Below are 21410 nucleotides of genomic sequence, written 5' to 3' on the forward strand. Positions count from 1 at the left end.
TGCCGCGAGGGGTATGTGCGGCAAGGGGCGGCGGCAAGGTGGCTTGCCGGAAAAATGGCGGCCCGATGGCTTCAGGCCGGCCTGGTTTTGTTCAGTGCCTGCTTAATGCGTGGAAGCCGCGCGCAGCCGTGCGAGGGTGTCGTCCACGTTGCCCCAGGCGGGTTTGTCGGGGGCGAAGCGGGCGCGCAGGTAATGCACCAGCTGCGCCAGTTGACGGTCGTCCAGGCTCTCGCCAAAGGCCGGCATATAGCCCAGGTCGCTCGCCGCCGGTGCGGGAATGCCGTCCAGCAGCACACGGATCAGGTTGTCGGGCTTGTCGCCGTGCAGGTTGGTATTGAGCGCGAGCGACGGCTTGATGCCGAATTGCTTGATGCCTTGGTCGCCCTGGTGGCAGACCGCGCAGGCATTCTGGTAGAGGCGCGCGGCGGGCCCGCCAAGCGTACGCGCGGCATCGGCGCTGCGTTGCTCAAGCTGCCGCGCCTGCTCACTGGCCGCCGCCGCGTCGGGCTGCGTGTCGCCAAGCGACGCCACATAGTGCGCGATGGCACGCACATCGTCCTCGGGCAGCAGCGCCAGTTCTTCGATCACCGGCGCCATCGGCCCGGCCGCCGCGCCGTGATGCGGGGCGTAGCCGGTGCGCAAATAGGAGAACAGCGATTGTTCTGTCCACGGCACCGGTGCGTGCGACAGCTTGCCCAGCGCGGGCGCTTCCCAACCCTCGGCCTCGCCGCCGCCAAGATAGCGCCGGCCGCCCTGTTCGGCGCCCAGCGCGTTGCGCGGCGAATGGCAGGCGCTGCAGTGGCCCAGGCCCTCGGCCAGGTAGGCGCCGCGGTTCCACTGCGCCGAGCGGGCCGGATTGGCCTCGAAGGGCTTGGGGCTGTGGAACAGCAGGTTCCATCCGGCCATCAGCGGGCGCAGGTTGTAGGGGAAGGCCAGCGCGGTTTCGGGCGCCTTGGCGCGCACTGGCTCGGCGGCCATCAGGTAAGCGTAGAGCGCTTGCAGGTCGCCATCGCTGGTCTTGGCGAAGGCGGTGTAGGGGAATGCCGGGTAGAGATGCCGGCCATCGCGATGGATGCCCTGGCGCATGGCGCGCTCGAAAGCCGCGTAGGACCAGTTGCCGATGCCGGTCTCGACATCGGGCGTGATGTTGGTGCTGTAGATGGTGCCGAATGGCGTGTCCAGCGCCAGCCCGCCGGCATTGCGCACGCCGTTGGGCGCCGTGTGGCAGACCGCGCAATCGCCGGCGGCCGCTACCAGCCGGCCGCGCTCGATGGTGGCGGCCGAGTAGAAGCCGGCTTCGGGCGGGGCCACGGGCGCAATGGGCGCGCGCCACGGCATGGCCGTGGCAAGCAAGCCGGCCGCTGCGGTGGCGCCGGCCAGCAGCCAGTTGCGCTTGCGGGCGGCGCCGCGCTTGAGCGTGCCTTCGGGATTGGCCTGCGCGGCCAGCGCAAGCCGGATGCGGTCGCCGCTGAAGGGCGGCTCGCGCAGGCGCACGCCGGTGGCGTCGAAGATGGCATTGGCCACGGCCGGCGCGGCGGGCAGGGTGGCTGCCGCGCTCGTGCCGAGCGTGGCGTTGGCGGGGCCCAGCGCGCCGGCAATGCGCACTTCCGGCAACTGCGCGGTGGCAAGTGCCGGCAGGCTCGCATCGCGCAGGGCTGGCACGCTGGCGGCGGGCCAGCTATCGAAGCGGCTGGCGTCGACGGTGAGTTGCTGTGCGGCGTGCGCGGCTTCCTGCTGCAAGGCCAGGGCATCGGCCCCGCCTTGTTCGCCCGCATCGCTGTCGTGTCCCAGCGTGACGCCGGTGACGCGGACTTCGCCGGTGCTCGCATCCACCTCGACTTCCGCCACCCATGCGGACCAGCTCTGCACGGGCTGGCCGCCATCGGCCTGGCCGGCTTCGATGGTGCTGGCGTACGCAAAGCCCCGTCCGCGCTTTACGTTCTGTTGCGCCAGCGGGCGTTCGCCGCGCGGCTGCCAGTTGGCCTGCGCCGCGACCCGGCGCACGAGGCCTGCGCCGCGCGCGTCGTCGAGATGGCGCAGCCGCAAGGCCACGGGATCTTGCGCGCTGGCAGCTGCCACCTCGTCCAGGTGCGACTCATGTGCGAAGACGTAGGCACGCGCCGTCTGCGCTGGCGTGCCAGGCGCGCGTGGCTGGCCCGGCAGGTCGGCCTGCGTCACGCTCAGGCTGTCAAAGCGGTAGGGTGGCAGCATGGCAGCATCGGCCGCGTCGTGCGGGGCGCTTGCCTGGGGCTCGATCTCGCTGACCGGCGCTGTGGTGCGGGTGAGCCACAAGGCCAGCGGCGGCGCGTGCCTGAGCGCCGCGCTGCCGCGTGCATCCACTGCCGCGTTGACGGCATGGGCGGCGATATCGCCATCGCGCGTCCATGCGCTTTCGATATGCGTGTTGACCACCGCTTGCGTGGCGCCAAGCTCAAAGGCCTCCACGCGGACCTGCACCGGGCGCGCGGCCGCATGCGCCAGCAGGGCGGCATCGGCGGCGGCGTGGTGGGCGTACAGGGGATCCTCAACGCGGCTGGCGCCTTGCCAGCAGATCAATGCGACGCGGTCTTCGCCGATGCCGAGCAAGGCGGCCAGCTCCGCCCGCAGCGCGCCGGGGCTGCGGCTGGGCAGCCACACGCGCAGCGTACCGCCGCGCCAGTCGGCTATCGCGGTGCAGCCGGCGGCTTGCAGGCCGGCAAGTGGCCATCGATAGTCCTGCGCGTTCTGGCCAGCAGCATTCGCCATGGCCTGCGCGGTGTCGCCGTATTCGGCAAGGATGCGGCGGGTAAGCGGCATGCGCGAGGATGCTGCTTTCGGCGGCGCCTGCCAGCGGGCGCGCAGCGCGCTGGCGGCTTGCAGCGCCTGCGGCGCGGTATCGGCCGCAACGCCGAGAAAGTCGCCACGGCGCAATACCGTGGCAATGCCTGGCAGGGCGCGCGCGGCCGCCTCATCGCAATCGATCAGGCGGGCACTGCGCAGCGTGCCTGTTTGCCATGCCAGCACGGGCGGGCGGATGACGTGCCCTGCCAGCCGCTCCCGCTCGGGCGGCGGTTGCCATGCGGCTGGGCCGGCCTGCGCCATGACGAGGTCGTCGCGCCCGCTCATGCCGCGCCATCCTGGCCGGCGGCCTGGCGCAGCAGCACGGCGGCGCGTTGCACCGCGCGCAGGATCTCCACGTGCGTGCCGCAGCGGCAAAGGTTGAAGCGCAAGGCCTCGCGGATCTGCGCTTCATCGGGGTCGGGGTTTTCCGCCAGGAGTGCCTTGGCGGTCATGATCATGCCGTTCAGGCAGTAGCCGCACTGCGCGGCCTGCGCATCGATAAAGGCTTGCTGCACCGGGTCGGGCTGCCCGGCCGCGCCCAGCCCGTCGAGCGTGGTGATGGCGCGTTGCGCCACCGCTTTCACGGGAATCACGCAGGAGCGCGCCGCCACCCCGTCCACCAGCACCGTGCATGCGCCGCACTGGCCCAGCCCGCAGCCGTACTTCGGCCCGTTGCAGGCGAGGTCATTGCGCAGGACATAGAGCAGCGGCGTGTCGGGATCGACCTCGGCATCGAGCTGGTATGTAGTCCGGTTGACCCGGAGGCACAGGGGGCGGGGCGTGTTCATCGGGGGCTGGGGCGTTTTAGAACATCACTCGCTTGGCCGGGAGCCCAAAGGCACCCGGCGGTCTGGCTGGGGCGTGGCTCAGGCTGCGACGGCCACGCGCCCGGCTTCCACCAGCGGCTCGTTGAACACATCGTAACCGAAGCACCAGTCCGGGTTCTCGTTGGTGCGCAGCCACGTGTTGTTGTGCGAAACCAGTTGCACCTTGCCGGCACGCTCGGCGCGGTTGGCTTCATACAGCGAGAACGCGGCGCTGAAGTCCGACAGCCCGGTTTGCTGCAGGCAGCGGGTCAACATGGCGGCGTCTTCGATGGCCATGGCCGCGCCCTGCGCCATGTGCGGCTTCATCGGGTGGCAGGCATCGCCCAGCAGCACCAGGCGGCCGCGGCTCCACACCGGCAGCGGATCGCGCTCCAGCAGCGGCCACTTGGTCACTTCCACCGTGCCTTCGATCAGCGATTGCACGCCTTCGTGCCAGCCGTCGAACGCGGCGCGCATTTCCTCGATGCTGCTGGGCAGCCAGCTCTTGGCCATGTCCCAGGTGGGCTCGGGCACGCCGGTGACGTAGTAGATCTCGTCGAGCTTGCTGGTGTCGAAGTACACCATCATATGGCGATCGTCGGACCACCACTTGGTACAGCGGTCGTGGGTGAAGCCTTTGACACGCGAGATCGGGAACACGGCGCGGTGCGCCACATAGCCGGTGTACTTGGGCGGCTCGGCGCCCAGCAGGGTCTCGCGGATGCGGGAGTTCACGCCATCCGCGCCGATCACGATATCGGCTTCATCCACCGTGCCGTCGGCAAAGCTCAGGCGCACCACGTGGCCCAGGTCCTCCACGCTGGCCAGCTTCTTGTCGAACAGCAGCGTGCCGGGGGCCACCGCCTCGGTCAGCAGGGCGTGGAAATCTCCACGGTGCACGGTCAGGTAGCTGGCGCCGTAGTGCGACAACGCGTAATCCCCAAGCGGGATCTTGGCAACCACTTCGCCGCTTTCCCAGTCGCGGCTGTACCAGAAGTCCGGGTGGCAGCCCATGTCGTTGAGCGCATCTTCGATGCCGAGGCGGCGCATGATCTTCATCACATTCGGCCCGACGTGGATGCCGGCGCCCAGGCGCGAGAACGCCGGTGCCTGCTCATACAGCTTGACTTGGAATCCGGCGCGCTGCAGCAGGGCGGCCGCAACCGTCCCCCCCAGTCCGGCGCCGATCACTGCGATCCGTGGTTTGCCTTGCACGATATTTCTCCTGGCGGTGTGATGTGGGTCTGAAGAGGCCGTCTGGCCAATCGGTAAATCGAGTGTACACACGAGAAATTTGCTTGTAAAGAAATGACGTTGCACTCCTATGGAAAACCCTGATATCAAAGTGACTGACTCGATTTAATGCTCATAAACCGTGAAAATATGCACCATATGATGAGTTTATTCATTAAGTAGGCACTGAAATGGTGCGCCGTCCGCCGTCCAGTGCCTTATTGTGAAAATAGCATGTGTACACTACAATCGTTCGCAGGACACGGAGACCGCTGAAGGCTCCGGTCCGGCCGTGCAGGGTGCTTGCCGCTAGGACGGGCGCCAGGGCGGGTGGACAAAAACAGACAGATGACGGAGTCGACAGTGCAGAAAATTTTCCGTATCGGCCAGATCGTGCCGAGCTCGAACACCACCATGGAAACCGAGATCCCGGCGATGCTGACGTTGCGCCAGCAGGTCCGCCCCGAACGCTTCACCTTCCATTCCAGCCGCATGCGCATGAAGAAGGTGGTCAAGGAAGAACTGGCGGCCATGGACGCCGAGTCCGACCGCTGCGCGCTGGAGCTGAGCGACGCCCGCGTCGACGTGCTGGGCTACGCCTGCCTGGTGGCCATCATGGCCATGGGCCACGGCTACCACCGCGTCTCCGAAAAGCGCTTGCAGGCCCATACCGCCGCCAACGGCGCGGACGCGCCCGTGATCACCAGCGCCGGTGCGCTGATCGACGCGCTCAAGGTGATCGGCGCCAAGCGCATCGCCGTGGTCGCGCCGTACATGAAGCCGCTCACCGAGCTGGTGGTGGACTACATCCGCAATGAAGGCTACGAGGTGGTGGACTGGCGCGCGCTGGAAATCCCCGACAACCTCGAAGTGGGCCGCCACGACCCCGCCAGGCTGCCCGGCATCGTCGCGCAGATGAACACCAAGGACGTGGACGCCATCGTGCTGTCCGCCTGCGTGCAGATGCCGTCGTTGCCGGCGGTGGCCAAGGTGGAAGCCATGACCGGCAAGCCCGTGATCACCGCCGCCATCGCCACCACCTACGCGATCCTCAAGCAGCTCGACCTGGAGCCGGTCGTGCCCGGCGCGGGCGCGCTGCTGTCGGGTGCTTATTGATCATGCCTTCGGCAAAGGGAGTCCAGCAATGAGCCAGTTTCTCCACGGCGGCAATGTGTTCGCCAACGGCATCCGCCAGCATTACCTGCGCTACGGCGGCGACACCGGCGCGCGCGCGCGGCGCGACGCCGTGGTGATCGTGCCCGGCATCACCAGCCCGGCGGTCACCTGGGGCTTTGTCGGCGAGCAGTTCGGCAAGCACTTCGACACCTACATCCTGGATGTTCGCGGACGCGGCTTGTCCGAGGCCGGCGATGCGCTGGACTACGGGCTGGACGCGCAGGCGGCGGATGTGACCGCCTTCGCGCGTGCGCTCGGCCTGGCGCGCTATGCCATCGTCGGCCATTCCATGGGCGCGCGCATCGGCATCCGCGCCGCGCGCGGCAATCCCGCCGGGCTGACCCGGCTGGTGATGGTGGACCCGCCCGTTTCCGGCCCGGGACGGCGCGCCTATCCCTCGCAACTGCCGTGGTACGTGGATTCGATCCGGCTGGCGCGCCAGGGCATCGACGCCGAAGGCATGCGCCGCTTCTGCCCGACCTGGACGGAAGAGCAGTTGCGCCTGCGCGCCGAGTGGCTGCATACCTGTGATGAGCGCGCCATCGTCACGAGCTTCGAGGACTTTCACCGCGATGACGTGCACGCGGACATGCCGTCGGTGCAGGTCCCCACGCTGCTGATGGTGGCCGGCCGCGGTGACGTGATCCGCGCCGAAGACATTGAAGAGATTCGCGGCTTGCTGCCCGCCGTGCAGGTAGCGCGCGTGCCGGACGCCGGCCACATGATCCCGTGGGACGACGAGGCGGGCTTCTACCGCGCCTTCGGCGATTTCCTCGGTGCGCCGCTGCTGCAGGACCAGGCTGCGGCCTGATCCGCCTGCTTCATGAGAAAGGAGAGAACATGCCAGTAAGCGATCACGACCTGACCCAGGCCTGGCGCCAGGTGCTCACGCTGTCCAGGCTGCAGCCCGGGCAGACCGTCACGGTGCTGACCGGCGCCGCCACCCATCCGCAAACGCTGCGCACCGCGCAGCTGGCGGCCACCGCGATGGGCGCCATCGTCAATCGCCTGGACCTGCCGCCCGTCAACGGCGACAAGGCGCTGAGCCGCGACGCGCTGGCATATCTCGGCACCACGCCACTGACGGGCAACCCGGCTGCCATCGCCGCGCTCAAGGCCAGCGACCTGGTGCTGGACCTGATGACGCTGCTGTTCTCGCCCGAGCAGCACGAGATCCTCTCCGGCGGCACCAAGATCCTGCTGGCAGTGGAGCCGCCCGAGGTGCTGGTGCGGCTGGTGCCCACCGAAGCCGACCGCACTCGCGTGAAAGCCGCCACGGCGCGGCTGGCGCGCGCGCGGGAGATGCACATCACCTCGGATGCCGGTACCGACCTGCGCTGCGCGCTGGGCGAGTTTCCCGCCATCAGCGAGTACGGCTTTGTCGATGAGCCGGGCCGCTGGGACCATTGGCCGAGCGGCTTCGTGCTGACCTGGCCGGACGAGGGCGGCACCAGCGGGCGCATCGTGCTGGATCGCGGCGACATCCTGCTGCCGATGAAATCCTATGTGCAGGAGCCGATCGACATCACGGTGAACAAGGGCTACGTCACCAGCATCGAAGGCGGCCTGGATGCCGAGCTGCTGAGCGACTACATGGCCTCGTTCAACGATCCCGAGGCCTACGCCATGTCGCATATCGGCTGGGGGCTGCAGCCGCGCGCGCGCTGGTCCACGCTTGCCATGTATGACCGCGAGGCCACCATCGGCATGGATGCGCGCGCGTTCGAAGGCAACTTCCTGTGTTCCTTCGGCCCCAATAACGAAGCCGGCGGCAGCCGCACCACGGCGTGCCATATCGATATCCCCGTGCGCCATTGCACGGTGCGGCTGGACGGCGAGGCGGTGGTTGAACATGGGAAGGTGCTGGATCGCGAGTACCAGCAAGAGCAGCAACGAGATGCCAAGGGAGCCATCCATGCATGATGAAGTGAAGACCTACCAGCGCCAGGGCTTCGGCGCCACGCTGGAACCCAAGGCGCCCTACGGCCTGCTGATCATCGATTTCGTCAACGGTTTCGCCGACCCGGCCGTCTTTGGCGGCGGCAATATCCCCGAGGCCATCGCCAATACCGGGCCCCTGCTGGCCACGGCGCGCGAGCAGGGCTGGCCGGTGGCGCACAGCCGCATCGTGTTTGCCGACGACGACAGCGACCACAATATCTTCACGCTGAAAGTGCCCGGCCTGCTGGGCCTGAAGGAAGACAGCGATAACAGCGCCATCGTCACGCAACTGGCGCCGCGTGCCGGCGAACTAGTGGTGCGCAAGACCGTGCCATCTGCCTTTTTCGGCACCTCGCTGGCCGCGTGGCTGAACCAGCGCGGCGTGCAGACGCTGCTGGTGGCAGGCTGCGTGACCAGCGGCTGCGTGCGCGCCAGCGTGGTCGATGCCATGTCGTACGGGTTCCGGCCGCTGGTGCTGTCCGATTGCGTGGGCGACCGCGCCATCGGGCCGCACGATGCCAACTTGTTCGACATGGCGCAGAAGAACGCCACCGTGATGCCGCGTGACGAAGCGTTGGCGTTGCTGGCGCGGGCGCCGACCGCCTGATGGAAAGGCATCCGGCGATGCGCGATGACCGCCGGATGCGAGGCTCAGGCGCGCTTGGCGCGCGCCGGCTTCTTGCGGGCGGCGGGTGCCGCCGCGTCGGTTTCGGCCAGCGTCTCGCCAGCCGGGGCGGTGCCGGTGCCCGGCACGCAGACCGTGCTCAGCACCGTACGCTGGATCACATTGCGCCAGTGCTCCAGCGCCGGCTTGCTCATCATGGGCTCGCCAAGGAATGCGCTGAGCGTATGATGATTCGAGTTGTAGAAGTAGCCCAGCGACGCGATCACCAGGTAGATATCGCGGGCCAGCACATCGGGCTGGAACAGCCCGGCAGCCTTGCCGCGCGCCAGGATGCCATCGAGTACCGAGAGGGCGTAGCTGGAGATCTCCCGCAGCCTGCTCGACTTCTTGGCGTGCTTGCCCTGGCTCATGTTCTCGCTGGACAGGATGGCGACGAACTCGGGGTGCTCGAGGTAATAGCCCCAGACGAAGTCGATCAGCTGGGTCAGCGCGCGCACCGGGTCCTCGGGGTCGAGCTTGAGCGCCTGCTCGGCCTCGTTGAGCTGGATGTAGATGGTTTCGAGCACTTCGACGAACAGCTTTTCCTTGCTGCCGAAGTAGTAATAGATCATGCGGTCGTAGGTCTTGGCCAGCGAAGAGATTTTCTCCACGCGCCCGCCTTCGTAGCCGCGCAAGGCGAAGACCTTGATGGCTGCCTTGAGGATCTTGGCTCGGGTGTCCTGAGCTTGCCGGGCCCGGGTTCCGGCTGCCGCGCTTTTCTTAGCGGTCGGGGTGCTCATATGTTTGATACGTATTGCTTGTTCGAGGCTGGCAGTATAACGGCCAAGGCCGGCGGCACCGGAATCCGGCAGTCCGCCAGCGTGCCCACCTGAGACATGGAACGAATGGAAACGACCCCCGGCAACGGACCCCAGTCCGCGTCTCCTCCCGCAACGGCGCCGATCTCCCCCCGCGCGCAGCGCGACGCCCTGCTGCGGGCTCGCGGCGTGCTGCTGGTGACGCGCTCGCCGCAGGCCGCGCCCCGGCCCGCGCCCGGCCAGCCCGGCGCGGCCTCCGACTACATCGCCGCGCAGCCGGACATCTTCGTGGCGGTGCGGGACACCGGCGAGATCCTGGCCTTCAACGGGCACGTTGACCTGGGCACCGGCATCCGCACCTCGCTGGCGCAGATCGTGGCCGAGGAACTGGAGGTGCCGGCGGCGCGCGTGGCGATGACGCTGGGCCACACCGAGGCAACGCCCAATCAGGGCCCCACCATTGCCAGCGCCACCATCCAGATCTCCGCACTGCCGCTGCGCCGCGCTGCGGCGCAGGCCATGGCCTGGCTGCGCGAGCGCGCGGCGCTGCGTCTTGGCGTGTCGCCCGAAGCGCTGATCGCCGAAGACGGCCGCCTGCGCTTGCGCATTGAAGGCAATGACAAAGCCGAAGGCCTCGCCTACGGCGACCTGCTGGCCGGCGAGCATATCGAGCTGCCGCTGGCCGACGCCACCGCCACCAAGCCGGTCAGCGAATACCGCGTGGTCGGGCGCGCCGCGCCGCGCGTGGATATTCCCGCCAAGGCCACGGCGCAACTCACCTTCGTGCACGACGTGCGCGTGCCCGGCATGCTGCACGGCCGCGTGGTGCGCCCGCCTTACGCGGGGCGCGATAGCGGAGTCTTTGTGGGCACCAGCCTGCGCGGCGTCGACCGCGCATCGATCCGCGACGTACCCGGTGTCGTCGACGTGGTCGTGCAGGGCGATTTCATCGGCGTGGTCGCGCAGCGCGAGGAGCAAGCCATGCAGGCGGCGCGCCGCCTGCGCGTGGACTGGAAGCCAGTGCCGCCGCTGCCCCTGCTCACCGAGCCGGAAGACGCCGAGGCCGCGCTGCGCGCCAATCCGGCGACACGCCGCACGCTGGTGGACGAGGGCGATGCGCAAGGCGCGTTCGATGCCGCGGATAGCACGGATAGTGCGGGCCGCGTGCTGTCGCGCGGCTATGCGTGGCCCTACCAGATGCACGGGTCCATCGGCCCGTCCTGCGCCGTGGCGGACTATCGGGAGGGGGGACTCACCGTCTGGTCCGGCACGCAGAACCCGCATGTACTGCGCATCGACCTGGCGCGCCTGACCGGCCTGGACGAAGGCCGCATCGAGATCGTGCGGATGGAAGCCGCCGGCTGCTATGGCCGCAATTGCGCCGACGACGTTTGTGCCGATGCCGTGCTGCTGTCGCGCGCGGTGGGGCGCCCGGTGCGCGTGCAGCTCAGCCGCGAGCAGGAACATCTCTGGGAGCCCAAGGGCGCGGCGCAGCTGATGGACGTGCGCGGCGCCATCGGCCCCGATGGTGCGTTGCTTGCCTACGATTTTGTCAGTCGCTATCCGTCCAACGACGCACCCACGCTGGCGCTGCTGCTGACCGGCGTGGTCGACAACGCGCCACGCATGCTGCAAATGGGCGACCGCACCGCAGTGCCACCTTATCGCTACGCCGCCACGCGGATCGGCTGCGACGACACGCCCGCCATCGTGCGTGCCTCCTGGCTGCGCGGCGTCTCGGCCTTGCCCAACGTGTTCGCGCACGAATCCTTTATCGACGAGCTCGCGCATGAGGCCGACGCCGATCCGCTGGCCTTCCGCCTGCGCCACCTGCCCGACGAGCGCGCCACGGACTTGCTGCGCGCGCTGGCGGCGCATGCCGGCTGGCGCGAAGGCGCGCGCGGCACGCGTGGCCAGCCGGATGCGGATGGGCTGCTGCGCGGGCGCGGCGTGGCCTATGCCCGCTATATCCACAGCAAATTCCCGGGCTTCGGCGCCGCCTGGGCCGCCTGGGTGGTGGACCTGACGGTGGCACCCGATACCGGCCAGATCGTGGTGGAGCGGCTGGTGGTGGCGCAAGACACCGGCATGATGGTCAACCCCGACGGCGTGCGCCACCAGGTGCAGGGCAATGTGGTGCAGGCGCTTGGCCGCGTGCTCAAGGAACAGGTGCGCTTTGACGCCGCCGGCGTGGCCAGCCGCGAATGGGGCAGCTATCCGCTGCTGACTTTCCCCGAGCTGCCGCCCATTGAGGTGCTGCTGATGCCGCGCCAGGAGGAGGCGCCGATGGGCGCGGGCGAATCCGCATCGCTGCCGGGTGCGCCGGCGATTGCCAATGCGCTGTTCGATGCCACGGGGGTGCGGCTGCGGCGCGCGCCCTTCACGCCGGAGACGGTCCTCGCGGCATTGGCCGGCAAGCTCGGCCAGCCAGCTTGAGGCAGGCTACTCCGGCTCGCCGTCCGGTGCATTGCCGCGCTCGTCGCGCTCGTCGAACTCGCTCATCTTGCGCAGCAGGTAGGTGATGGCCACCCGCTCGGCGGGATTGAGGTCGCCAAAGGTCTGCTCGGAGATCTTGTGCGCGAACGGCACGGTTTCCTCGATCAGCGCATGGCCGGCCGGCGTCACCGTGACCACCACCTTGCGGCGGTCGTTGGTGTCGTGCGAAACCGCCACCAGCTCGCGTGCCTTGAGGCGCTCGATGATGCCGCGCACGGTGGCCTGGTCGATGGCGGTGGCCCGCACAATCTCGCTGAGCGAGCATGAGCCGCGCTCGTTGACCGCGCACATCACCACGAACTGCGCCGCGGTCAGCTGCGAATCGGCAATGGTCTGCTGGAAGATCGCCACATGGCGCTGGTAGGCGCGCCGCAGCAGGTGCCCCACTTGCTCGGTGAAATCGTAATCGGCGGCGGCGGGTTTTTGCGCGGCGGTCTTGCGCGCGGAGGAGTTGGACACGATGGGCGGTCTGCAGGCATGAGATAAACGTGCCTGGGAGTATACCGAGTGGGGCCGCGCGCGGCGGGTTTTTTGCGCGTGCGGCTCCGCTCGGGTCCTGCCCCGGGACCCCGTGCCGTGCGCGGCCCGTGTTCAGGTACCTTCGGTGCCTTCAACTTGCCGTTCACCACCACAATTCGGGGCGCAGTCTTTTGGCCTGGCTATTGCCAGCAGCTCGGGGAGGGTTGCGGCCACCCGGCCAGCGCTCACCGAAGCCCCGTTGCTAGCATCAGTAAAAGGGGAGTGCGGACCCGTGGACGTGTACGCCCCGTCGGAGCACCCGTCCGGCCTGTGCATGCCTGCGGGGACGGAACCTGCGTTTGCCTGGATCTGCCCAAGCCTGGCGCCGTCCGTGTATGGGTCAACCGGCCGTACCCCTGCGCTTGCAATACCTGCGGCGGCACCAAGCGCCGCAAACGATGCAACTGCTACTACTGCCTTCTTCAACGGTTTCATGTTGTTCTCCTGCATTCACACCAGAGAACCCCCACCTTCTCAGCAGGAAGTATAGGGTGCCGATGTGGACATAAGAACTGGCCCGTCATACGAAATAGTCATGCATGCCTTGGCGGTATCGAACGCAGCACGTGCGCGTGGGCGGGTGGCGTTCGATGCGTTGTTCCGCGATGTTCGAGCACGGGCTTGTGCGCCAGTTTCATCACGCAGTAACCGCAGCGTTCACTTCGACGGTGATGTGCGACAAGCTCCGGAATTGCCTTAGGCGGGCGTGGTAGTACTGCGGCCCGCGCTGGGGCGCGGTGGTGACTACGGAGACCACGGCACTCAGATGGCCCGGGCCAACGCGCCAGACGTGCAGGTCGACCAGCCTGTCGCCATCGGCCTCGATTGCCGCCTTGAGCTTGCCCGCAATGCGCTGGTCCGGGTTGAGATCGACCAGGATGCCGCCGGTGTCACGGATAAGGCCATAGGACCAGTTGGCAATCACCAGCGCGCCCACGACACCGGCGAGCGGGTCCATCCAGAGCCAGCCAAATGTCTTGGCCAGCAGCAGGCCGATGATAGCCAGCACGGAGACGGCTGCATCGGCGACAACGTGGATGTAGGCGGCACGCATGTTGTGGTCTCGGTGGTGTGCGCCGTGCCCATCTTCGTGGCCGTGGTCGTGCTCTTCGAATTCTACGGTGTGCTCACTGCCGGCAACGCCGACCACCGCGATGAAAACATGCGGCTCGGCAATCTCAGTCGCGGACTCCAGGTAGCCGGCCTTGCGCAATAACGCAAACTCCTGCCGGCTACCGTCTGGCCGGATGGTGGTCACGGTCACCGCGTTGACCGGTAGCGCCACGCTTGCCGTTTCTGCCCTGAGGCGAAATACCGGTGGCACGCCATCTTCGAAGATGGCGAGCGCGAAGTCGCCCGCCGGCGTGGAGATATGCTTTACCTCCTCATCATCATGGCCATGCTCGTCGCCGTGCGCGTGTCCATGGCCATGGCTGTGCCCATGATGGTCGCCGCCGCTCAACAGCCAGGCACTCGCGATATTCACCAGCAATCCGACGACAGCAATGGGAATGGCTTCGTCAAAGTGAATCGGAACGGGTGAGAAGAATCGTGCGACGGCTTCATAGGCAATCAGCAAGGCAATCATGGCCAGGATGATGGCGCTGGTGAAGCCAGCGAGGTCGCCCAGCTTGCCGGTGCCAAAAACGAAACGCGAGTCATTGGCGTGCCGGCGCGCGTAGGTGTAGGCAAGCGCGGCGATCAGCATGGCGCCGGCATGCGTCGACATATGCAGCCCGTCCGCAACCAGGGCCAGTGAACCGAACACGCTGCCACCGACGATTTCGACAATCATCATGAGGGCACAGAGGACAATCACGGCCCACGTCTTGCGCTCGTTCTTCTCGTGTCCGGCGCCCAGGAACACGTGGTCATGGCCTGCCCCAAACGGGGCGTCGTAGAAATTGCTCATCGCAGGCTCACTTAAAGTAGCTATGCACAACCTCGATCAGTTGTTCCTTGGCGTCGCCCTCGGCGTCACCATGGGCAGGTTCGGCTTCGACAAGGTGCGTGCGGATGTGGTCTTCCAGTACCACCGCCAGGAGGCCGTTCATGGCCCCACGGCAGCTCGTGATCTGCTGCAGCACGCCCACGCAACCTTGCTCTTCCTCGAGTGCGCGTTCAATGGCATCGATCTGGCCACGGATACGACGCACCCGGTTCAGCAGCTTTTGTTTCTCGCGGATTGTGTGGCTCATGGCTTCTCCTCAAAGATAGTATGGGGGAGTATATGTTATTTGCCGAGCAGGGTAGGATGACCTTGCAAGCCTCCGGGTCTTGTCCGCGGCAAAGGGCGAGAGCCGGAGCGGGTTGTACAAGTCGCGTCATGCGCACAATTTTGCTCGCCGCAGAACGTGGCTGAGAGTGCATCGCATAAAGCACGCGCGACCGCTGGTATTCGCGCGGTTGCGCGAATGGTGCCTTGCGCAATGTCTTATTGCTGCAATACAGGGGCACTATCATTTGCCCGCATCAAATCGCAGCTAAAGAATTCTGAAGAAGCATTTCTGCGTTTGGACCATTGGGGTGGGCCACACGCCGATTTGATTGCACGTCCAACAGCGGCATTTCTTCAAGACGGCACGGATGCCACAGAGTGTTCGGCTTCAGGTGCTCGGTTCGGTGGACGTATTGTCGCGGGGTTGCCGGAGCCATCCTGAGGGATGGCTCTTTTGTATTGGTTGTGGACTTGCGTGAAGTGGGCCTGGCGTGCTTGCCGCGCTTTGTCCTCGACGCGAATCGCTACTTCTCGCGGCTTGGATTCGCGCCAGTCGAGCTGGCTGCTTTACCACTGGAATTACGAGCGTCTGCGGAGTTCTCCGTGACAGCTGGAAGCAGCACGAACTCCTGAAGGTGGAGCTCTAGCGTCTCGACGCACGCACGGTCAGGTCTACCCCGACCCCCGACCCCCGACCTGTGTCACTGGGCCATCGCCTTACGCGCCTTGGATTCCGGACTACCTTCCATGTAGTACTTCCTTGCCCACCTTGCATCGGGCGCGAGGGTCAAATCCAGCTTGCGTGCGGGATCCTTGCCGACTTCAATCGCGATGGCCCGCGCGCGAAAATGCTCATACAGCCGCATGAACTCGGCCAGGTAGATGGCAGCAATTTTCGGACTGCGGATCTCCAGCAAGTTCTCGTCATTGTGGTGCAGTGAGTTTTCGCTCATGTTGGCCGAGCCGGTGTAGACGATGGGGTCGGCACCCTCGGCGTCGATGATGATGAACTTGTGGTGGATGATGACCGGCGGATAAGGCGGGGGCTGTTCACCCGGATAGACCGGAAGCTCAGGCTCGTAGCCGTCCGGTACCGCGTCCTTGGTGAAGTACATGCCGTCAACCACGTCCCGCTTGGTCTTCGAACGATGGTAGAGCTCGATCGCAGCCAGTTGTGCCTGCGTAACCGGCTTGCCAGAGGCGTTTGCCTTCAAGTGTATGGTACCGGTGTTCCGGCTGAGGCGGTTCACGAGGCCGAACATCATCTTGCCCTCGTCGCCCTTCCTGAAACACGCGTTGATGAGTGGTTCATCCGTTGGGGAGAACATACAGAAGAGAACCGAGTGCTGCGCAGCGCCGATTGCCGCGATGATGGTCTCGGTCTGAACCTGGCTGCCAGTCGGCTCGGGTGAGAAGATGGCTCGCACTTTGGTCACGCTGCCTACCTGGATGGAGGGCGACCAATCCTGGGTCAGACTGGCAGTTGCGGCAAGGCCAGGGTTGGAAGCCATGGCCGCGAGCCGCTCGTCGTAGAGGGCAGCTAACTCCTCCGACGCGAAGGTGTGTAATAGATTCGCCTGCTGTGTGAGACCCTCGGTCGTAAAGTTCGCAGAGCCCATCAGTACCCTGGCTGGCTTGCTGGCCCCTGTGTTCGTGACCAGAATCTTGTCATGCATGATGTTCGTCTTGTCCCGCGGGCAGAACTCAACATCGTGGCCCAGCTCACGGACGGCATCCGCATTCGGCGTCGGTTTTGCCGGCGCATTCCCTTGCTTGACCGGGTGGGCATCGTAGACGAGCGTTGCCTCATGACCATGGTCGGACGAGAACTGACGGAGCTGGGGAATGATCCAGAGCTTGTCGGTCAGATGATAGGCAGCACCCACTGCGACGGTGGCGCCGTCCAATACGGAGGGAATCGCTCTTTCCATCCCGTTCGCCAGCCACGTTCTGAGTTCCAGGTCTTTGTCAGGCGGCGGAGGCTGATTTGACGCCAACCCCATGGCCAGGACCTTGCGACTGAATGCTTGGGAGCGCATGACAGCGCGGTTGAACCACGTGCCCACACCGTCTTCAACATGCGCCGGCAGCTTAAGCTCGCAGATGGCGCTTCTGCCATCCAGCAGCATTGGCGCTGCCGGCGTGCCGACGACCGGATAGACCACGTAGGAAAAAGTGCCGGCGCGGTCTTCCTGCTTACCGGACTCGATGCGATTGTCCCACCACATGAACTTCTGGATGGGTGCGTCCTTGGACGGCACGTCGGGCTGGCCTGCCGGTACAGGGCCGTGAAACGTGTTCCGATTTGGAAGCCAGCTCGCCGCTTCGCGTGTTGTGCCCTCCGCCGACCAGAAGCCAGGTGTGCGTTTGACGGCGAACCCCAGAAAATCGTCGCGATCCTTGCCCTCCGGCCAGTCAAAGGCGAGCAAGACCAGCGTTGGCGACAAGTATCCCCTCACTTTTACAGGCATGGCTATCCTCGCAACCGAGTTGTCCATAGACGGTTGTAGCAAGCCTCTATGACAATTTTCGGACACGGCGGTGACCTGGCGCTTTACACCTGACCTCGCACCTGCGGATGAGCGCCGCGTTCCTCACGGCTGCGAGGGCCTTGGCCATCATGCTCCTGGCGGTCAAATCTGCCGAAGCGAAGCGCCAGGGTTGGCAATACCAGCAGGTTCAGCACGGTCGAGGTGAAGAGCCCGCCAAGAATGACAATCGCCATCGGTCCCTCGACCTCGTTACCCGGCTCGCCGGACTGGAGCGCCAGTGGCAACAGTCCAAGCCCGGTAACGAGCGCAGTCATCAGGATGGGGGCCAGCCGCTCAGTCGCGCCCAACGTTGCCGTCTCCAAATTCCACGTGTGGCCCTCGACCTGCACCAGATGCTGGTAGTGGGAGATGAGCATGATTGAGTTGCGCAGCGTGATGCCGAACAGGGTCACGAAGCCGACCATCGACCCCAGTGACAGCAATCCGCCCGTGGCAAACACCGTAAGCGCCCCACCCACCAGCGCGAACGGCAGATTTGCCATGACCAGGACCAGGCCGCGCCAACTGCGCAGTGCCAGATAGACAAGGAGGCCGATGCCGGCGGCCGCAATGACGAAATAGACCAGCAAGTCCCGCTGTGCTTGCGCCTGGGCCTGCGCCTCGCCCGACAGGGCGAAGTAATAGCCCTTCGGAAACTTCACGTCGGCGGCAATGCGTCGCTGAGCCTCACCGACAAACTGACCGAGCGAAGGACCGTTGAGATGCGCGGTCACGGTCTGCAACCGTTGGCCGCCATCGTGCAGAATGAGGTAGCGGCCGGTCGTTTGCGTGATGTCCGCAAGGCGGCTTAGCGGCACCATGATGCCGTCGGCATTGCGCAGGGGCAAGCCGCCCACCTGGGCCGGCGTGCGGCGAGATTCGCTGGCGAGCACCACCGCCACATTGAAGACGGCGTTTGCCTCATAGACCTGGGCGACTTCGGCGCCCTGGTAAGCGGTCTGGATGGCTTCCATCACATCCAGCGGTGCAAAGCCCCAGCGGGTCAACTGGTCCTGTCGCAGACGGATGGTTAGCTGGGGGATCTCGGGAGGAGACTGTACCGTCACCCCGGTCGCGCCCGGCGTGGCGCTGAGCGTGCGCGCCATCTGTCGCGCCAGGCCGTCCAGGATATCGAGGTCATTGCCGAACACGTTGACGATGACCGGTGCCGTGTAGCCGGAAATGGTTTCCTGGACCCGTTCGGTCAGAAAGGTTTCGGTCGCAAAGGTCAAGCCGGGAAAGCCCGCCATTTTGTCCCGTAAATCGGCCAGCGTCTGTTCCTGTGCCTCCGCATCCAGGCCAGGCTTCAGGTCGATTTCGAACTCGCTATATTGCGGGCCGAAGACATCGATGCCGCGCGCGGTTCGTCCAACCCGCTGCGCCACGCTCCGTATTTTCGGCACCTCCAGTAGCGCATGACTGACGCGCTCCCCGATATGCAGAGATTCTTGCAACGACGTGCCTGGTGTCGCCTGCATGTGGGCGATGAAATGCCCTTCGCGCAGCTCCGGCAGAAACTCCGTGCTGAAGAAGGGAAGCGTTGCCAGGGTCGCCAGCACCAGGCCGCAGAATGCCACGACGACGGCAATCCAGTGCTGCTCTACCTGGATGAGGATGGCTGCGTAACGGGCCTTGAGCCATTGGTAGACGTGGGGCTCCTGCGCGTCGCTGGGCCGGTTGGCCAGCATTGCGTAACACAGCGCCGGAGTCAGCGTGAGCGCAACGATCAGCGACGACAGGATGGCCAGGATGTAGGCCATCCCGAGTGGCGCGAACAGTTTGCCGGCAACGCCGGACAAGCTCAGCACCGGCAGGAAGACGGTGGCGACGGTAAATGTTGCGTATATCACCGCGCTTCGCACCTCGGTGGATGCGTTGACGACAACCGTGATGGCGGGCAACGGCGTCGCCAAGTGGCGGTTTTCGCGCAGGCGACGATAAATGTTCTCGACGTCGATGATGGCATCGTCCACCACCTCGCCCAGCGCGATGGCCAGTCCTCCCAGCGTCATCGTATTCAGTGCAACGCCAAAGTGGTGCAGTACCACGACGGCGGCCAGCAGCGAGAGGGGGATGGCGGTGGCTGAGATGAAGGCGGTGCGTACGTTGAAGAGAAATAGGAATAGGACGATGACCACCAGCGCCGCTCCCACAACGAGCGCAGTGCGCAAGTGGTCGGTCGAGGCGACGATGAAGTTGGCGGGCCTGAAGATGTCAGCGTGCAGTTGGATACCATTGGCCGCCAGCATTGGCTGTAAGGCTGCCAGCGCTGCCTCGACGTTCTTGGTCACCGACACGGTATCCGCGCCGTACTGGTTGCTGACCATCAGCACGACGCCCGCCTTGCCCTGGACGTTGGCGCCGCTGACCGGCAATTCCTGGCCAAGTACGACCTTGCCGACATCCGCGAGCCGGACCACGGCGCCGTTCTTCTGTAGCAGCACAACCTGGCCCAACTGCTCGGCGGTCGTGGTCTGGCCGACGGTGTTGAGGACAATGCGCTGGTTCGGGGTTTCGAGCACGCCCGCACCGCGGATGCCTGTTGCGCGCTGCGTCGCACTGACCACGTCGTGCAGCGACAATCCAAGCCGAACCAGCTTTTGCGGGTCGACCTGGACTTGGTATTGCTTGATTTCGCCCCCGTAGATACTTACGTCCGAGACCCCGGCGCGACTCAACAGCCGGGGTTTTAGCGTCCATTCGGCGAAAGTGCGCAGTTCCATGGGCGAACGCGTGTCCGACGTCAGCCCTATCCCAAGCACAATGCTGGTCGCCGAGCTCAAAGGGGTCATCTTCGGCGCGCGTACTCCCGCTGGCAGCTCGCCCGTGAGGGTTGCCAGATGCTCCGCCACCAACTGCCGGGCGCGGCGGATATCGGTCTGGCCGTTGAACGTCAGGGTAACGACCGATACGCCCTGTATCGATTGGGACCGCATGGATTCGAGCCCAATCGAGCCGCCCAAGGCGTTCTCCACGCGCTGGGTGACCAGCAGCTCGACCTGCTCCGCCGAGAGCCCCGGGGCTTCCGTCTGGACGGTAACGAGCGGTGGCGTGAATTCCGGAAAGACGTCGAGTTTGCTCTGGAGCAAGGCATAGATGCCGTAGCCGAGGAGCAGGCAGGCGAGCGCAAAGATGACGCCGCGCAGGCGGACGGAGAAATTGGCAATGGAGGTCAGCATATCGGGTCAGCGTGCGTCGTTACCTTGCTGGCCCGCCAACTGTGCGCGGGATTCCTCGGAAAGCAATAGTTGCGCGCCCCGGACCACGACCCGGTCGGCGGGCTTGAATCCTTCGGTGACGACAAAGTCCCCATCCTGCGGCGAGCGCGGGTCGACTGGCCGGCGCTGGAAGTGCGTAGTGTCGGACTGGACGTAGGCCCAGGGTTGACCGCCATACCAGACGATGGCGCCAGCGGGCACCAGCAGGCCGTCTCTTTGTGCCGACGATGCCGGGGCGTTTGCGGTCACGCGCATGCCGGTAGCCAGTGATACGGCGGCGCGATAGAAGTAAGCTTGTCCCGGGATGCTGGGGTCGGCCTGGGGTGATGGCGAAACCAGCCGAGCGTCGAACGCGGGCATGCCATCCGTGGTCACTTTCAGTAGCGCGGGGGCTGCTCCGGATGGCCCGGCCGGCAAGGCGACGCGCAACAACACTTGGCGGCGTGCCACGAAGGGGGCAAGCTCCGGAGATTCTGGCGTCGATGCCCAGGCCGAAAGTGCCGGTCCGAACTGCTGCCTAGCTGCGCTGGCAATGGTGGCGACTGCCGCGCGTGCCGCATTGACTCTTGCCGTCGCCGAAGCAAGCACTGCGCGCGCTGCTTGCACTGTCTTGAGCGACACATTGCTTGCGTCTGCGTTGAGCGTCTGGAGACGCTCATAGTCAGCTCGCGACGCGTCGAGCGAAGCTTGGGCGGCGTTCAGCTCGGCAACGCCGGAGGCATAGCGGCTCGCCATTTCCATGAGGGGTTGCAGGTCGAGAGCAATGCCATAGGCAGTGGGTCCGGTCGTCGCGCCGGCGGGCGCCAGCGCATCCACCTGGAAGCCGCTGCGTGCCTGCATGGCAGCGTCGACCATCAGCGTGGTGAAGCCATCTGCCATCGTGACGCGGACCGAGCTCGGGACCGGCGCCTCGCTTTGCGCTTCCTTGTCCTGCTCGCCCTTGCTCAGCAGGAAACCACCCAGCACAAGCGCGGCCAGGATCGCCGGCGACAAGAGCAGGATGCCCTTGAGTATTGTTTTTCTTGTCATG

At 65.8% G+C, this 21410-nt stretch carries 15 protein-coding genes; 5 read left to right on the plus strand and 10 right to left on the minus strand.

What is annotated here, in order from left to right; all coding sequences use genetic code 11:
- Window positions 1-102 precede the first annotated feature (102 nt).
- From ACGLHR_RS10865 to ACGLHR_RS10875, 3 genes are all read right to left on the minus strand, one after another.
- Window positions 103-3105, minus strand: coding sequence for a c-type cytochrome (locus ACGLHR_RS10865; protein WP_400093752.1), 3003 nt, complete (start codon window positions 3103-3105; stop codon window positions 103-105).
- Window positions 3102-3608: a (2Fe-2S)-binding protein gene (locus ACGLHR_RS10870; protein ID WP_400093754.1), complete on the minus strand. Its 507-nt coding sequence runs from the start codon at window positions 3606-3608 to the stop codon at window positions 3102-3104. The genes ACGLHR_RS10865 and ACGLHR_RS10870 overlap by 4 nt, the downstream gene beginning before the upstream one ends.
- A gap of 78 nt (window positions 3609-3686) precedes the next feature.
- The gene (locus tag ACGLHR_RS10875) at window positions 3687-4841 is read right to left on the minus strand and encodes an FAD-dependent monooxygenase (protein ID WP_318236808.1); all 1155 of its coding nucleotides are present in this window, start codon (window positions 4839-4841) and stop codon (window positions 3687-3689) included.
- A 381-nt stretch (window positions 4842-5222) separates the two neighbouring features.
- Between ACGLHR_RS10875 and ACGLHR_RS10880 the strand changes: the two genes are divergently transcribed.
- The 4 genes from ACGLHR_RS10880 to ACGLHR_RS10895 are packed head-to-tail and all read left to right on the plus strand — an operon-like array spanning window position 5223 to window position 8583.
- Window positions 5223-5975, plus strand: a complete 753-nt coding sequence (locus tag ACGLHR_RS10880; protein WP_043352885.1) for an Asp/Glu racemase — start codon at window positions 5223-5225, stop codon at window positions 5973-5975.
- Between the two features lie 28 nt (window positions 5976-6003).
- Window positions 6004-6846 carry an alpha/beta fold hydrolase gene (locus tag ACGLHR_RS10885; protein WP_400093756.1) on the plus strand — a complete coding sequence of 281 codons (843 nt, stop codon included), beginning with the start codon at window positions 6004-6006 and terminating at the stop codon, window positions 6844-6846.
- 29 nt (window positions 6847-6875) lie between these two features.
- Complete coding sequence (locus ACGLHR_RS10890) at window positions 6876-7958, plus strand: 2,5-dihydroxypyridine 5,6-dioxygenase (protein WP_400093757.1); 1083 nt, start codon at window positions 6876-6878, stop codon at window positions 7956-7958.
- Entirely contained in the window at window positions 7951-8583 is a 633-nt protein-coding gene (locus ACGLHR_RS10895) for an N-carbamoylsarcosine amidohydrolase (RefSeq protein ID WP_400093758.1), read from the plus strand. Before ACGLHR_RS10890 ends, ACGLHR_RS10895 begins: the two co-directional genes overlap by 8 nt.
- Window positions 8584-8627: 44 nt before the next feature.
- Here the strand turns inward: ACGLHR_RS10895 and ACGLHR_RS10900 are convergent, their stop codons facing one another.
- Window positions 8628-9380, minus strand: coding sequence for a TetR/AcrR family transcriptional regulator (locus tag ACGLHR_RS10900; protein WP_318236804.1), 753 nt, complete (start codon window positions 9378-9380; stop codon window positions 8628-8630).
- Between the two features lie 105 nt (window positions 9381-9485).
- Here ACGLHR_RS10900 and ACGLHR_RS10905 point away from each other — a divergent pair, with 105 nt between their 5' ends.
- On the plus strand, window positions 9486-11834 hold the full coding sequence (locus ACGLHR_RS10905; protein WP_400093759.1) for a molybdopterin cofactor-binding domain-containing protein: 2349 nt from the start codon (window positions 9486-9488) through the stop codon (window positions 11832-11834).
- Window positions 11835-11840: 6 nt separating this feature from the next.
- Here the strand turns inward: ACGLHR_RS10905 and ACGLHR_RS10910 are convergent, their stop codons facing one another.
- From ACGLHR_RS10910 to ACGLHR_RS10935, 6 genes are all read right to left on the minus strand, one after another.
- On the minus strand, window positions 11841-12353 hold the full coding sequence (locus ACGLHR_RS10910) for a MarR family winged helix-turn-helix transcriptional regulator (RefSeq protein WP_150992356.1): 513 nt from the start codon (window positions 12351-12353) through the stop codon (window positions 11841-11843).
- A gap of 697 nt (window positions 12354-13050) precedes the next feature.
- Entirely contained in the window at window positions 13051-14325 is a 1275-nt protein-coding gene (gene dmeF, locus ACGLHR_RS10915) for a CDF family Co(II)/Ni(II) efflux transporter DmeF (protein WP_400093761.1), read from the minus strand.
- Window positions 14326-14332: 7 nt separating this feature from the next.
- Window positions 14333-14611: a metal/formaldehyde-sensitive transcriptional repressor gene (locus ACGLHR_RS10920; RefSeq protein ID WP_318236800.1), complete on the minus strand. Its 279-nt coding sequence runs from the start codon at window positions 14609-14611 to the stop codon at window positions 14333-14335.
- Between the two features lie 721 nt (window positions 14612-15332).
- Window positions 15333-17102 (minus strand): phospholipase D-like domain-containing protein, encoded by a 1770-nt coding sequence (locus tag ACGLHR_RS10925; RefSeq protein WP_400093762.1) that lies wholly within the window; start codon window positions 17100-17102, stop codon window positions 15333-15335.
- 83 nt (window positions 17103-17185) lie between these two features.
- Window positions 17186-20341, minus strand: a complete 3156-nt coding sequence (locus ACGLHR_RS10930; RefSeq protein ID WP_400093763.1) for an efflux RND transporter permease subunit — start codon at window positions 20339-20341, stop codon at window positions 17186-17188.
- Window positions 20342-20347: 6 nt separating this feature from the next.
- Window positions 20348-21409, minus strand: coding sequence for a metal transporter (locus ACGLHR_RS10935; protein ID WP_400093765.1), 1062 nt, complete (start codon window positions 21407-21409; stop codon window positions 20348-20350).
- Window position 21410: the final 1 nt, after the last annotated feature.

The organism is Cupriavidus sp. CuC1, assembly GCF_044627735.1.
Classification (GTDB): Bacteria; Pseudomonadota; Gammaproteobacteria; order Burkholderiales; family Burkholderiaceae; genus Cupriavidus; species Cupriavidus ulmosensis.